General features: G+C 37.3%; 13 protein-coding genes and 1 pseudogene. 12 read left to right on the forward strand and 2 right to left on the reverse strand.

Annotated features, from left to right (window positions below; all coding sequences use genetic code 11):
- The 3 genes and pseudogenes from ASG21_RS16310 to ASG21_RS16320 all read left to right on the forward strand — a co-directional run bounded on the left by ASG21_RS16310 (position 1) and on the right by ASG21_RS16320 (position 3114).
- Positions 1–547: pseudogene (locus ASG21_RS16310) on the forward strand (RNA 2'-phosphotransferase).
- A 33-nt stretch (positions 548–580) separates the two neighbouring features.
- Positions 581–1333 (forward strand): metallophosphoesterase, encoded by a 753-nt coding sequence (locus ASG21_RS16315; RefSeq protein WP_056082952.1) that lies wholly within the window; start codon positions 581–583, stop codon positions 1331–1333.
- Positions 1334–1389: 56 nt separating this feature from the next.
- Positions 1390–3114 (forward strand): hypothetical protein, encoded by a 1725-nt coding sequence (locus tag ASG21_RS16320; protein WP_056082955.1) that lies wholly within the window; start codon positions 1390–1392, stop codon positions 3112–3114.
- A gap of 34 nt (positions 3115–3148) precedes the next feature.
- Here the strand turns inward: ASG21_RS16320 and ASG21_RS16325 are convergent, their stop codons facing one another.
- Positions 3149–4033, reverse strand: a complete 885-nt coding sequence (locus ASG21_RS16325; protein ID WP_056082958.1) for a cupin-like domain-containing protein — start codon at positions 4031–4033, stop codon at positions 3149–3151.
- Between the two features lie 458 nt (positions 4034–4491).
- Here ASG21_RS16325 and ASG21_RS16330 point away from each other — a divergent pair, with 458 nt between their 5' ends.
- Positions 4492–7200 carry a hypothetical protein gene (locus ASG21_RS16330; protein WP_056082961.1) on the forward strand — a complete coding sequence of 903 codons (2709 nt, stop codon included), beginning with the start codon at positions 4492–4494 and terminating at the stop codon, positions 7198–7200.
- A gap of 55 nt (positions 7201–7255) precedes the next feature.
- Here ASG21_RS16330 and ASG21_RS16335 read toward each other — a convergent pair whose 3' ends face one another.
- The gene (locus tag ASG21_RS16335; protein WP_056082964.1) at positions 7256–7753 is read right to left on the reverse strand and encodes a DinB family protein; all 498 of its coding nucleotides are present in this window, start codon (positions 7751–7753) and stop codon (positions 7256–7258) included.
- A gap of 170 nt (positions 7754–7923) precedes the next feature.
- Between ASG21_RS16335 and ASG21_RS16340 the strand changes: the two genes are divergently transcribed.
- The 8 genes from ASG21_RS16340 (at position 7924) to ASG21_RS16380 (ending at position 15424) form a co-directional block, all read left to right on the forward strand.
- Entirely contained in the window at positions 7924–8859 is a 936-nt protein-coding gene (locus tag ASG21_RS16340) for a GLPGLI family protein (RefSeq protein WP_056082968.1), read from the forward strand.
- A gap of 153 nt (positions 8860–9012) precedes the next feature.
- Complete coding sequence (locus ASG21_RS16345) at positions 9013–9243, forward strand: FeoA family protein (protein ID WP_241773526.1); 231 nt, start codon at positions 9013–9015, stop codon at positions 9241–9243.
- Complete coding sequence (gene feoB, locus ASG21_RS16350; RefSeq protein WP_056082971.1) at positions 9244–11259, forward strand: ferrous iron transport protein B; 2016 nt, start codon at positions 9244–9246, stop codon at positions 11257–11259. It begins immediately after the preceding gene.
- 314 nt (positions 11260–11573) lie between these two features.
- Positions 11574–12155: a Uma2 family endonuclease gene (locus ASG21_RS16355; RefSeq protein WP_056082974.1), complete on the forward strand. Its 582-nt coding sequence runs from the start codon at positions 11574–11576 to the stop codon at positions 12153–12155.
- Between the two features lie 251 nt (positions 12156–12406).
- Positions 12407–13432: a DUF4421 family protein gene (locus ASG21_RS16365; RefSeq protein ID WP_056082979.1), complete on the forward strand. Its 1026-nt coding sequence runs from the start codon at positions 12407–12409 to the stop codon at positions 13430–13432.
- A 132-nt stretch (positions 13433–13564) separates the two neighbouring features.
- Positions 13565–14947 (forward strand): phosphoglucosamine mutase, encoded by a 1383-nt coding sequence (gene glmM, locus ASG21_RS16370; RefSeq protein ID WP_056082983.1) that lies wholly within the window; start codon positions 13565–13567, stop codon positions 14945–14947.
- 40 nt (positions 14948–14987) lie between these two features.
- Positions 14988–15176, forward strand: a complete 189-nt coding sequence (locus ASG21_RS16375; protein ID WP_056082987.1) for a DUF2683 family protein — start codon at positions 14988–14990, stop codon at positions 15174–15176.
- The gene (locus ASG21_RS16380) at positions 15167–15424 is read left to right on the forward strand and encodes a Txe/YoeB family addiction module toxin (RefSeq protein ID WP_056082990.1); all 258 of its coding nucleotides are present in this window, start codon (positions 15167–15169) and stop codon (positions 15422–15424) included. The genes ASG21_RS16375 and ASG21_RS16380 overlap by 10 nt, the downstream gene beginning before the upstream one ends.
- The last annotated feature ends 62 nt before the right edge of the window (positions 15425–15486 follow it).

Genomic DNA, 15486 nt, shown 5'->3' on the forward strand with positions numbered 1-15486 from the left:
ATGACTGACTCCCAAAATAAAAAAACAAGCAAATTCCTCAGCTACGTTCTCAGGCATCATCCTGAACTGATTGGTTTACATTTAGATAAACGGCTGGGCAGATGTGGAGGAACTCATTGCAAAATCAACCAATGACAGTCATGGTTTTACTTTCGAAGAACTCAGTGACATTGTGGAAACCAATGACAAAAAACGTTTTGTTTTTAATGAAGATAAAACCAGAATCAGAGCCAATCAAGGGCATTCGATCGGGATTGATTTAAATTTAAAACCTCAGCAGCCTCCTGAATTTCTTTATCACGGAACGGCACAGTCAAATATCAATTCAATTTTAGAAAACGGCATTGAAAAGAAGAGCCGGCAGCACGTTCACTTAAGTTTAGACAGAGAAACCGCAACAAAAGTAGGAATGCGTCACGGAAAACCTGTAATTTTAACCATTAAAACAAAAGAAATGTCTGAAGACGGCATTCCTTTTTATCTCTCAGAAAACGGAGTCTGGCTGACGGATTTTGTGGATGTGAATTATATTTCAAGGGATATGTAAAATTTCCCATCCGACTTACTACAAAATATTTAAATGAAAAGAACTTTAGCCATTGGCGACATTCACGGAGGATTCAAAGCCTTAAAACAGGTTTTGGAAAGAGCAGAAGTTACAGAAAACGATAAACTTATTTTTCTTGGAGATTACGTCGACGGCTGGAGCGAGTCTGCTCAGATTATTCAGTTTCTGATGGAACTTTCGCAAAAACAGGAATGTATTTTCATCAAGGGAAATCACGATGCGTGGGCTGAAGAATGGCTTTCGTTTGGCTCTGAGCCCGCTGTTTGGCTAAACAATGGAGGACAGAGTACAGTCGACAGTTATGTGGATTACTCTTTAGATAAGATTGAATCACATCTTGAGTTTTTTCAGAATATGAAAAACTATTACGTAGACGAAGACAACAGACTCTTTATTCATGCAGGTTACACTTCAATTGAGGGTCCGGAGGCTGAAATGTATACTGCAGACAGCCGTTGGGACAGAACACTTTGGGAAACAGCCATCACCATGGACAAAAAACTGAAGGAAAATCCTGATTTATTCCCTAAAAAATTACTGCTTTTTAAAGAAATTTTTATCGGTCACACCCATACTTTACATTTAGGAATTACAGAACCTGTAAAAAAAAGCAACGTGTGGAATCTTGATACCGGCGCGGCTTTTACAGGAGCGCTCTCGATCATGGATGTTGACACAAAAGAATTTTGGCAGAGCGAACCGCTTACCGTTTTATACCCAGAAGAAAGAGGTAGAAACCGTCAAAAGATTAAACTAAAAGTTTAAAGTTTAATCAATTCTAATCTTCTTTAAATAACTGGCAACTCCAAACCAATGAATTTATGAAACCGACACCTTTCCTCTTTCTCCTGATTTCCTCTTTCATTTTCTCTCAGAATCAGTATCAGACTCCTTTCGAAAAGGGTAACGGAAATAAAACGGCAACCTATCAGGAAATGAATAATTTCTATGAGAACCTTGCAAAAAATTTCAACACTATTCAATATCTTCAAAAAGGTGTAGACGATAATGGAAAACCAATTTATGTCGTCATTTACAATCCCTTTGCTGAGAAAGATTTCGAGAAATTACGAAAGGAAAAAGCCGTTCTCTTTATCAACAACGGAATTCATCCAGGCGAGCCCGACGGAATCGATGCGACCATGATGCTGATGCGGGATTTAGCATTAAAAAAAATTAAAACTCCTGAAAATTTTGTCATCGCCGCAATTTCTGCCTACAACATCAGCGGGATGCTGAACCGTGGAGCATTTTCAAGAGCCAACCAAAACGGTCCGGAGGAATATGGTTTCAGAGGAAATGCACGAAATTTAGACCTCAACAGAGATTTCGTCAAGGCTGATTCTAAAAACGCAAAGAGTTTTCAGGAAATTTTCCAGTGGCTGAAACCGGATGTTTTTATTGACAATCACGTGAGCAACGGGGCAGATTATCAGTATACTTTTACTTATATTTCTACTTTCAAAGAGCGTTTGGGGAAAGTTTTAGGTGAATATTTTTACAATGATTTTCAGTCTAAAAATTTACAGGATTTAAAAAAGCTTGGTTACGAAAGCACACCTTACGTCAATATCCACGGTGATGTTCCCGATATTGGGTTTGCTGCTTTTGAAGATACTCCAAGATATTCGACTGGCTATGCTTCGCTTTTCAACACTTTGGCCACGATGCCTGAAACGCATATGCTGAAACCTTATGACAAACGCGTGGATGCGACTTACAAATACATGCTTGTGAATCTTCAGAATTTAGACAAAGATTATCTTAAAATCAAGCGACTGAGACTTGAAAATCTGAAACAGTACGAAGCCGGGAAACAGTATGGCATCCGCTGGAAAATAGATTCCACACAATATTCAACCATGAATTTTAAAGGTTTTGAAGGAAAATATAAACCAAGCGAAATTTCGGGGAAGCCTAGGTTGTATTATGACAGAAACAAACCTTTCACAAAAGAGATAAAACTTTTTACAACAGCGATTCCTACCGGCTACATTACCATTCCGAAGTATTATGTAATTCCACAGTCGCAGTACCGGGTGATTGAAGAATTAAAGAGAAATCAGATCCACATGAAATTGATCCGAAAAGACAGTGCAATCGCCGTAGAATCTTATAAAATTGATGATTTTAAAACCGTTAAAAATCCATCTGAAGGCCATTATCTGCATTACGACACCAAAGTTTCTCATTCAGATAAAAAAATAACTTTTCAAGCGGGAGATTATCTCGTTTCAACCCAACAGTTTGGTGTAAAGTATATTATTGAAACACTGGAACCGGAAGCCACAGATTCATTCTTCAACTGGAATTTCTTCGACGGAATTCTATCTCAGAAAGAATATTTTTCAGCTTACATTTTTGAAGATACCGCTGCAGAACTGTTGAAAAAAGAGAAAGATTTAAAACAGAAATTTGAAGCTAAAAAAGCCTCAGACAAAGAATTTGCCACAGACGGAACAGTACAGCTCGACTGGATTTACCGGAACTCTCCGTATTTCGAGGAAAAAACGTTCAGACAATATCCTGTCTACAGAATTCTGTAAACAAAAAAGACGCTTCAGCTGAAACGTCTTTTTTCTATCTTTTAGGTAACCCTTTTTTTAAAGCTAATTCGGCTCTGGCTACGGCCTTACGCTCCTTCCAGTCCATGTATTTCTTTTTAAAATTCTTCTTCATTACGTCATCAAACTTCCTTTGAACAGTAAGATTCCAAAGCGACTGCGCTTTTACCGCCCACGATTTGTCCCACGCTCTGAGCGAGATTGAGAAGCTTCCGTCGAGGTATTTCATCCAGTGCCACCATCCCGTCGGCATAAACAAGGTATCGCCGTGCTCTAGGAAGCATTCGATTCCTTCCACTCCATCCAAAGCGGGAAATTTTGCAAAATCAGGATTGGCAATATCGTAGTCTTCCAGTGCGTAGGTAGCATAGGGAAGTTTATACAATCTCTGTTTCCATTTGTTTTCAAAAAGAAGAACGTGTTTTCTTCCATTAAAATGGGTATGGAAAATATGGGCTAAATCGATATCATAATGTAAAAATGTCACAGAACCCTTTCCCCCAAAAAACATGGATGGAAATTTATCCAGAAATCCGCCCATCAGATCTTTAGGAGAGATATAATCTTCCAACAGTTTTTTTGCCTGCTTGATAGGATCAAAAAAGAAAATCCTCAAATCTGTAGGTTCCCTCTGAATAAGATCAATATAATCTGCAAACTTCATTTTGGTCGTCGGCGTATTGATTGGTGCAGCAGGATCAGCCTTTTTCGAATCGTATAACGGAACTTCCACGTCGCCTACCGCTTCCTTCACATACTCCATTGTCCATTTTTGGTAAGCCGGCCATTTTCTTGCCATATTCTTTATGACAACCGGTTTTCTTGGCTTTAAGTATTTTTCAATAAAATCTTCCTGAGTAATATCGTCTACAACATCAATCGGCTTTAAGATAACTCCCATTTTTTAAAAAAATTAATGTTACAAAATTATTAAATAAATGCATATGCAGACGAAATAAAGATTTTTTTAATCTATGATGTTCATCACATTTAATTTAGAATCGGTAAAAATATATTTTTTTTGTTTTCAAAACTGAAATGTGTAATTCAGTTAGTTCGGAATATTCTCAAAAATTCTGTGCTGTTTTTAGCAGTTCTGATTTTCCTTTGTCTTAAAAACTTTCCGCATCACAGATTCCAGTCAACAGAAAGTGAATTTTAATACCGTTCCTGATCGCTTTTCTTTTCACTTGTGAACTGTGTTTTAACTATTTCAAAAAAATTATATCTCTATGAGTAGTAACAAATCCTGATTCTTTTAAACTAATAGTTCAAATAATAAATTCCGAAATCATTTTGTCCTGAATTTTCAGGATTAAAAAACGGTTTTAAGAAACTTAAAAAAATAAATAACTTGATATGAAACAAAATTTTTTCCTCTTTGTTCTGATGTTTTTTTCTGTGATGGTATTTTCGCAGAAAACGGTTTCAGGAAAAATTACCGATGAAGACGGAGTGGGCATCCCAAGTGCCAGTGTGACGATTGAAGAACCCGGCAAAGACGCCATTCTTGCGTATGGAATTACCAATGCCAAGGGGGAATACAAAATTACCTTTACCTCATCCGAGAGCAATGTAGACCTTAAAGTGAAAGGGTTTAACCAAAAGCCTATCACAAAGCAGATCAGCAATTCAGATCAGAATCTGAATTTCAAGATGCAGTCTGAAGCTACAGAAATCAAAGAAGTACAGCTCAAAACCAAACTGATTACCGCGCGAGGCGACACCATTGCATACGATCTGAAAGCATTCGACAGCAAAAGTGACCGTACTTTGGCCGACGTCATGAAAAAAATACCGGGAATTGAAGTGAATGCAGACGGAACGGTTCTGTATCAGGGAAATGCCATCAACAAATTTTATGTAGAAGGAAAAGACCTTATGGAAGGCGGTTACGGAACAATAACCAACTCATTACCTAAAGATGCCATCGCAAAACTTGAGGTTTTGGAAAATCACCAGCCGGTAAAAATGCTTCAGGGTAAAATACCTTCTGATGCAGCTGCCATCAATATCAAGCTTAAAAAATCTGTGACCATGACAGGTCGTGGCGAAGTGGGAATTGGTGCAGATCCTCTTTTGTGGAATGTAAAACTGACCCCAATGTTTTTCAGCAAAACCAGCCAGTGGGTAGTTAACTATAAAACAAATAACGTTGGAGATCAGGTAGAAAATGAGGGAAATATCCTGGGAAGCTACAACCCTTGGGAAGGCAGACGTGGAAATGTTTCTCAAAATGACTGGTTGAACGTGGAAACTTCCGGTACACCAAGCACGCCGGTTAAAAGATACTTGTTCAACAATGTACACTACGCCTCTGCAAACTATTTAACCAATATTGACAAGGCAAAACAGTGGGAACTGAAAGCTATTGCCAACTATACCAATAATGCGGTTGAGAGAGAAGATTACAAAGAAACGACTTATCAGACAGGAGATTTGGCAGGAAGCAAGGTCATCAACAGCACCAGAAACGATTTCTACACCGACAAGGTAAGAGGAGAATTACTTTTCACAAAAAATGCCAAGAAAGGTTTCTTTAAAAACTCAACCAGCTTCAGCCAGTTTTGGAATGCAGACCGCGCATTTGCGGTAAGAGAAGGAAGATCTGCAGGACAGGCAGTAGAATCTCCTACCTCAAATTTCCAGAACTCTTTGAGCACTATCATACCCTGGAAAGAAAAGATGGTAAACCTCAGATCATATATCAGCTATCAGGATGATCAGCAAATGTTGAAAGTATCACCGGCAGACTACCTTCGTTTTCCATTCAGAGAAAACGAAGATGCACCGATAGGAACGATCGCATTTCTTCCCAATACCGTTGCACAGCAGAATTTCAGACTTAAAACTTTAGATACTTCACATTCAGCGAACATCAGTTTTACCAAAAAAGGCTGGACGTTTACGCCATCAGTTGGGTTTGACTTTTCAAATGACAGATTGGATACCGATTTCAATGCAATTGCCCTTTCAGGAATACCAAATTTTAACGGTCCGGCATACGAAAACAATCTGAAATTCACAGAAATCAATCCTAACGCTTCATTAGGTATAAACTACAAAACAGATGTATGGAATGTGTTTGCCAATTTACCGGTAAATTTCACCAGCATCAAAGCTGAAGATGACGTGAGAGGAGTTTCAAAAGATTTAAACAGAACCACATTTACCCCGAATTTATTTGCGCAGTATACTTTTGCATCATTCTGGAAAGCCAGTGTTAATGCCAATGTGGGCAATAATTTCGGTGATATTCAGACAGCCTATGCAGGTTATATGCTGCTTTCACCAAACGGGTTTAACGTGATGGACGCAAACAATCCAATTCCGCAGACAACAACTTCTGCTTTGGGCTCAAGACTTGAATATAGAAATCCACTGAACAATTTGTTTTTTAATGTAAACTATTCTTATTCCGACAGTAAAAGAAATCTACTTTCTGCACCTTTGCTTGATCCAAATACAGGATTTACATTGATGCAGTATCTGGATATTGAAAATCATGCTAAAAGCAACAGGCTGAGCGCAGAAGTTGGAAAATATTTCCCTTCATTTAAAACGAATGCATCTGTAAACTACAGAAATACGACGTCACTTTCTGATGCTTTCCTTGACGAAGTTAGATTTAAAAACAAAAACAACAACCAGTCTTACGGTTTTAAGTTAAACAACACGTATTTCAGCTGGATGAGTGTGGATTTCAACATGAATCTTTCGCGTACAAAACAGGAAGGCCGTACAGGAACTTTGGGTATCAACAGAGGATACAATCATAATTTAGCTGTATTCTTCTATCCTCTCGAAGATCACAACATCGGTTTTTCATGGGATCAGTTGAACACTACAAACAACGACACTACCTACAGAAACCCATTCTTTGATCTTTCTTACCAGTTTACATGGTCAAAAAAGAAAATTGATTTTGAACTGAAGTGGATGAACATCAGCAACAGAAAAGTTTTTGAAACCTATGATCTTAACGGAACGCTGAACTCTCTTACTTACACCAGAATTCAGCTCAGACCAAGCCAGGTTATGTTTACAGTGAAATTTAACTTTAAATAATAAAAATATCCCTTTCAGATTTGAGAGGGATATTTTTTTTGCTTTCATTTTAATTTTAAAAATTTTCGTTGTCGGCAGTCGGCCCATAACTTCCGGGAAGCTCAATATCATTCAGCCGGTAATAAACTCCGAGCTGAGCCCTGTGGTGGGTAATCTGATCCAAACTGTGGCGGATCGCTCCGTATTTTGTCCATTTTGCCAGTTCGTGCCCGGCATGTTTTAAAGCCCAGTACGGTGTCAAATCATCTTCTGTAGCATTTTCAAGAGCCTTAATACTTTGCTGGAAATTGTTTTCAAAAGTTTCTAAAATTTCCTGTCTGGTAGTAAGTAATTTCGGTTGCATTGAACTGTCAGCAAAATCCAACTCAGAAGAATTCAGCATAAAACCTGCCCATCCAAAAATTTCTGCAATGTGCGTCACGAGATGATTTATTGCCATACTTTTTTCGTGCGGCTTATATTCACCTTTGTCTTCGGGATAAATATCAAAAAACTGTTTTGTGGTTTTGTACTCTTGTGTGAGCTCGTCTTTTAATTGTTTCAGCGTATCCATAATAATTTATTTTGTGTTGTTCTCTTTCTGACATCAAAAATTATGCTATCGGAATCATTGATTTCCAGCATAATAAATACTTAAATTTTAATCCTGTTTAAAATTAAGTTTAAAAATTCTGTAACATTTTGCCTCTACTTCAAACTAATAGAGAAACATTTACTTTTAATATGAAAAAACTATTTTCAATATTTTTAATTGCAACGGCGGTATTCGCCAATGCTCAGGATGCCAAAGAAACCGCAAACAGGTTTTTTTACGAACTTAACTTTAAGCCTAAAAAAGATTCCACAAAAACTGATAAGGTAATCACTATTCTGGATATCACAGATAAGAACAGATCTGTCTATCAGGATTACACCATCATTGCTCAGGATTCTATTATGAAATTAGAAATTGAAGCGATGCAGAAATCGGGTCAGATGAAAGATCTTTCTAAACTGATCAAGATGCCGAAACTTTCTGCAAGAGTTTACAAAACCTATCCTACAATGAAAATTCAGTTTGTGGAAAAAATCACAAGCGGATTTACACCAGCCAACATCGGTTATGTTGAAGAACCGAAATTTGCATGGAAGATTCTTTCAGACAAACAGAAAATCGGGGAATACAACACCCAGAAAGCTACTACAGAATTCGGAGGTAGAAAATGGACGGCTTGGTTCAGTTCAGATATTCCTTTTCAGGACGGGCCATACAAATTTTCAGGACTTCCGGGTTTAATTGTAAAGATCGAAGACGAAGCTAAAGATTACTCATGGGTTTTGCAGGGAAATAAAAAAATACAGGACTACACAGAATATTCTTACATCGAAAATATGATGCAGGCTAAAGGAGGTAAAGTGAACGAAATGCCGAGAGATAAATTTGAGAAAAAATTCAACGAATTTAAGAAAGATCCTTTCGCTACCATGAGACCGATGCTGACAAAAGAAATCATGTCTCAGTCTATCCCGGGAATGGACGGAACGGTAGGGGATATGATTAAAAAACAGGAGAAACAGTACAAAGATTTCTTCAAAGCTGTAGATAACGAAATAGAACCTGCTTACGGAGCTTTAACAGTAGGCGAAGTAGAAAGAACAGGTACTGAAAAAGCAAAATAAACGCACATTCATATTTAACTTAACTATATTAGAAGCAAACCCAGATACAGCAATGTGTTTGGGTCTGTTTTTTTGCTCTAATTTAGATTTACTTTAAATAACGTATATTTGCACGACAAATTTTCAGCTTTGAAACAGAAAGATCCACAGAAACTGAGTCGGTTCCCGAAAAACAAAAAGGGAATAATAAAAGGTTATGACAATGAGCATCTCAGCATGCCTACAAAGATCATTGAAATGGGTATGCTTCCTGAAACTTCCTTTAAAATATTGTATCAGGCACCTTTTAACGGGCCTATTTACGTGGAGTTTGGGGAAGAAAAAAGCCGGATTGCTCTCCGAGAAGAAGAAGGAGATTTTATTATTGTTGAAGAATTGATCTAAATGCAGGAAAATCACGAAAAACAGGTGCTTTTGGTTGGGAATCCCAATGTGGGAAAGTCTACCCTCTTCAATGCACTCTGCAATACAACACAGAAAACCGGAAACTACGCCGGAGTAACCGTTTCAAGCCATTCCGGAAACTATTCTTATAAAAATGAAGAAGTAAAAATCACCGATTTACCAGGATCATACAGCATTTATCCGAGTTCTGAGGATGAAGCTATATTCTCTAAAGTTTTACTTGACAAAAAAAACTATGCCGGAGTAATCTACATTCTTGAAGCACTAAGCATCAAACGTGGAATGCTTTTGCTGCAACAGATACTGGATGCAGGTTTGCCAATGATTGTAGTTCTGAACCAAGTCGATCAGGCAAAAAGAAGAGGTGTTGACATCGATGTACGAAAACTTGAAGAAACATTAGGTTTAAAAATCATTCAGACCAACGCTAAAGAACAGACCGGAATTGTGGAATTAAAAGAGTCAATTCTGAAAAATGAATTTAAAAATACCTCTGTTCCCTATTTTGATATTCCAACTGAACATAAAAATTTGGTTGAAAAAATTGTTGCCCAGCAAAATTCAGAAAACGCTTACAAAGCCTGGCTGAGCATTTCCCTCGACTCGGATAAAAAAAATCCTGCCGATGAAAATTCAGGTTTAAAATCAGTAAACCCAAAAAGAATACAGGTTCAGGAGACGGTAAGAAGATACCAGCTTGCAGACAAAATGCTTCAGGGAATTATTTCAAAAAAGCAAAATGCCAAGGAACTTCTGACCGAGAAATTAGATAAAGTTCTTGTTCATAAATTCTGGGGCTATATTATTTTTCTTTTGGTGCTTCTGATAATCTTCCAGTCGGTTTTCTTCCTCGCAGAATATCCGATGAACTGGATTGACGGGCTTTTTGCATGGATGTCTGGCTTTTCTGGCGAACATTTGCCCGAAGGACCTTTAAATTCATTAATCTCGAACGGAATTATCCCGGGCGTTGGCGGCATCGTTATTTTTGCTCCGCAAATCGGAATTTTACTGTTCTTCCTTTACATTCTGGAGGATTCGGGATATATGGCGAGAGTTGTTTTTTTAATGGACAGATTTCTGCGGCCTTTTGGTCTCAACGGAAAAAGTATCGTTCCACTGGTTTCAGGAACGGCCTGTGCAATTCCCGCCGTGATGTCTACAAGAAATATTGAGAACCTCAGAGAAAGACTGCTTACAATTCTGGTAACACCTTTTATGACATGTTCAGCAAGGCTTCCGGTGTACAGCATTATGATCGGCTTGATTATCTCTGACGACAATTTCTTCGGCATTTCCTACAAAGCTTTGGTTCTTTTGGCAATGTATCTTTTAGGATTTTTTGTTGCACTTCTGTCTGCTTTCATCCTGAAATATTTTATTAAAGAAAAAGGGAAATCCTATCTCGTCATGGATCTTCCAACCTATAAAAAACCGCTTTTCTGGTATGATTTTAAACTTGTGTTAGGTAAAGTCTGGGAATTCATCACCGGAGCCGGAAAGATTATTTTCGTAGTCAGTATTATTATCTGGGTTTTAAGTTATTTCGGTCCGAAACTTAATGAAAACGAAATCGTAGCAACTGATGTTGAACTCGATCACTCCTACCTCGCAAGAATGGGAAGAGCCATCGAACCTGCTATCGCACCACTCGGTTACGACTGGAAAATGGGCGTTGGAATTCTGACGAGCTTCGTTGCAAGAGAAGTGTTTGTAGGAACCATGTCGACTTTATACAGTCTGGACGATGACGCTCCCGAAGGGAAAGTGATCGACAAAATGAGAAGCGACGTTAAACCTGACGGCAGCAAAGTTTTCAGTTTTGCTACCGGAATTTCAGTATTGCTTTTTTATGCGTTCGCCATGCAGTGTGCTTCGACCGTTGCTATCGTCTACAAAGAAACAAAAAGCTGGAAATGGACTGGCTTTCAGCTGGCCATGATGACCGGTTTGGCATATTTTGTGTCGCTTATTGCTTATCAGATATTAAAATAATCAGAAAAAGGAAATCGGTTGTTTGTATTTCCTGAGTGGGAAAAAGCCAACTTTGTCAAAGTTTTTGCATGGCGCTTATAACTTTGACAAAGTTTTAAAATCAAATCATTTCAACAATGGAAACTTCTCTTATCATTCAATACATTATTCTCGCGTTGGTTTTCGGATTTGCGTGCTATGCCCTGTTTAGAATTTTAAAGAAAAACTTCGCCCCGAAAAAATTTGATTCGAAAAGAACAGGCTGTGACAATGATTGCGGATGTTCTTAGAAAACAATCTTCCTTTTTTTCTTTAACTTTGTTAAAAATCACAGCATGGAAATTACTGATATCAACCAACTTGACCCCAATAAAAAGTACACTTACGCTGATTATCTTTTGTGGAAGTTTAAAGAAAGAATAGAACTTTTTAAAGGAAAAGTTTTCAAAATGAGCCCTGCTCCCGCGAGAATTCATCAGAAAATTTCTTTAAACATTACGAGGGTTTTGGATGATTTTTTCAGAAAACACCCATGTGAATTATATTATGCACCATTTGACGTACGTTTTCCTGATAAAGATGGGAATATTTCCACTGTTTTGCAACCGGATTTGTGTGTGATCTGTGATCTGCAAAAACTGGACGACAGAGGCTGTTTAGGAGCACCAGATTTAATTGTTGAAATTCTTTCCCCGGGAAATACAAAAAAAGAGCAGGATCTCAAATATCGTATTTACGAAGAGGCAGGTGTTTTTGAATACTGGATTGTGCATCCTACAGATAAAAATATTCAGGTTTTTGTGCTAAAGGACGGAATTTACATTGGCTTAAAACCTTTCACAGAAGGCGAAATAATTACTTCAAAAACATTTCCTGAACTCAGTTTTTCTACTGATGAGATTTTCGGGAATCTTTAACTTTGATCTCAGAAGTTCTTTTTCCTTTTTTATGCTGCAATATGAATTGATATTTCAATGTGATAAGTTCTCCGGTTATTCTTTGTTTTTGAAAAAAGCTTTTGTTCTTACACATTTGCGTTTGGTAAATTTTCCAATTCTAATAACTTATTTACTTGAATTCCGTCAATACAAACTGCGAGAAGAAATTATGACTGTTTCTAATTTTAAATAATTTGCAGTAATTTAAACCTCGAATTAAACACATCTACTTGATAAAATTCTTCATTTTTTTAGGATTAACAATATCTTTTGTGCCGGCAAATGCACAGAGCAAAATAGATTCTGCAAAAATTATTTCTTATGAAGAACAGGTAATGCTGAGAATTAATTTCGACACCAATATCGAAGACTTTGTAGCAAGCTATAATTCAGATGCAGGAAATCTCCAAACCAGACTGACCATCAACAACAAAACCAGAACTTCCTTTTCTGTGGATTACAAAATGATCAGTGCAGCGTTGTCTTTCGCACCGGATATTCTTCCGGGAAATAATGACAATAACCTGAAAGGTGAAAGCTCTTACACAGATTTTGTATTTAGATTTTTCCCCAACCAGTTTATTCAGTCATTTAATTACCGCAATATCAAAGGTTTTTATGTCGACAACATGGCGGATTTTTTCCCCGACTGGCAAAAGGGTACAGATCCCTATCTTCAATTTCCGGATTTGAGAATTCAGACTTTTGGTGGCAGCACTTCTTATGTATTTAATAAAGACTTTTCTTTGAAAAGCATCTATTATCAGCGGGAATGGCAGAAAGAAAGCAGTGGAAGTTTGATTCCTGTTCTTGAATATGATCTGTCCTATTTCAGTAACAGAAATGATGGTCTGAAAAGCAGGGAAAGACAATACAATCTCGGTTTAAACCTTGGATATCATTACAATTGGGTGATTGCAGAGAAAATAAATTTCGCACCCTACATATTTGCGGGAATTGGAGGAAAATGGTCGTCTTACCGAACTGATTTTGCGGACGGAACAAAATCCGATCCGGAAAAAGACAGATATCTGACAAGTAAATTCGGGACAGGAATTCATCTGGGATACAATTCGCGAAAATTTCTGTTTGGTGCCAAGCTTAATGTAACCTCATCGTTTTATAAAGAAGATTCCAGCTCAGAAGTTATCAACAGTAACGTTTTTGGTCTGCTGTACTTTGGTTACAGATTTCCTCCACCGAAGGTCTTGAAAAGGAATTATGATATAATCGAGAAAAAGATTCCTGTTTTATAAGTTCGTCTTCTTTTGAGTATCTTTGCAACCGGAAAATTAAAATATAGATAATCTCTTTTTTCAGATGATTTAAAAATAAATCAGCAGCTTGCATTTTAATTTAAATTCTGAAAACTAAAAATTTAAAATATAATGTCATTAATAAAATCAATCTCAGGAATCCGTGGCACCATTGGCGGAAAAGTAAACGATAATCTTACCCCACTGGACGTTGTAAAATTTGCGTCTGCCTTCGGAACCTGGCTTCAGAATAATAAGAATAAGAAAGATTTAACCCTGATCATCGGTCGTGATGCCAGAATCTCCGGACTGATGGTTAATTCACTGGTTACCGCAACGTTACAGGGCTTAGGAATCAACGTGATTGACTTGGGACTTTCAACGACTCCAACCGTTGAAATCATGGTTCCTGAATTGAAAGCCGATGGTGGAATTATACTGACAGCTTCTCACAACCCAAAACAGTGGAATGCTTTAAAACTTTTAAACGAAAAGGGAGAATTCATCAGCGGTGAAAATGGTGCTGAAGTTTTAGAACTAGCAGAAAACGAAGATTTCAACTACGCAGAAGTGGATGATTTAGGGAAATATGAAACAAGAAATGACGCTTTTGACATTCATATTCAGCAGATTTTAGATTTGCCAATGGTAGATGTTGATGCCATTAAAGCGAAAAAATATAAGGTCGTTCTTGATGCCGTAAATTCTACAGGAGGAATCGCAATTCCGATGCTTTTGGATAAATTAGGCTGCGAAACAGTAAAATTATACTGTGATCCGACTGGCCATTTCCCTCACAATCCCGAGCCTTTAAAAGAGCATTTGGGAGATATTTGTGAATTGGTGATTAAAGAAAAAGCAGATGTAGGAATCGTTGTTGATCCTGATGTTGACAGGCTGGCTTTGATTGATGAAAAAGGTGAAATGTTTGGCGAAGAATACACTTTGGTGGCTGTAGCAGATTATCTTCTGAAAAATAAAAACGGCGTTGCAGTTTCAAACCTTTCTTCAAGCCGCGCATTGAGAGATGTGGCAAAAACACACAGTTCAGAATACTTTGCAAGTGCGGTAGGAGAAGTGAATGTAGTGAATCTGATGAAAGAAAAAGATGCAGTTATTGGTGGTGAAGGAAACGGTGGAATTATCTATCCTGAACTTCACTACGGAAGAGATTCTTTGGTAGGTGTGGCTTTATTTTTGACCCATTTGGCAAAAGAAAACAAAACAGTGTCTGAACTGAGAGCAGGATATCCAGCTTACTTCATGGGTAAGAAAAAAATTGAGCTTACTCCGGAAATTGACGTAGATGCAATTTTAACTAAAATGGAAAAAGAGTATCAAAATGAAGAGGTCTCTACCGTTGACGGCGTGAAAATTGACTTTGAAAATAACTGGGTTCACCTTAGAAAATCAAATACGGAACCTATTATCAGGATTTACACTGAAGCATTTTCACAGGAAGAAGCTGACGATCTGGGAGACAAAATGATTGAAAAGATAAAAAGTTTGATTTGATTCAGAATTTTTGTACTTTTAATAGAGAAATAACAGTGCAATGACAATTACCATTAATCCTAAAAATAAAAAAGAACTGACAAAAATAAAAGCAGTTCTAAAGGCAATTGAGGTAGATTTTATTGAAGAACCTTACGATAAAAATTTTGTTGAGAAAATACATAAATCAAGACAGGAAATCATGAAAGGGGATACAAAAAAAATCGCACTTGATGAGCTATGGAAATAGAATTTACCAAACAGGCTCATAAGGATCTTGAGTTTTGGAAAAAATCCGGAAATAAAGCTGTACAGAAAAAAATCAGCGAACTTCTGGAAGATATTCTTCAACATCCGTTTCAAGGAATTGGTAAACCGGAGCAACTGAAACATACTTTAGCAGGTTCTTGGAGCCGGAGAATAAATACAGAACACAGAATTGTATATGAGGTCATTGATGAAACTATTTTTATAGAATCATTGAAAGGACATTATTAAATTTAATTAAAAAAGTTTTTTCGAAGTTTATAAATCAATTTTGAGCTTTGAAAATAACGGCG

The organism is Chryseobacterium sp. Leaf394, assembly GCF_001424105.1.
GTDB lineage: Bacteria > Bacteroidota > Bacteroidia > Flavobacteriales > Weeksellaceae > Chryseobacterium.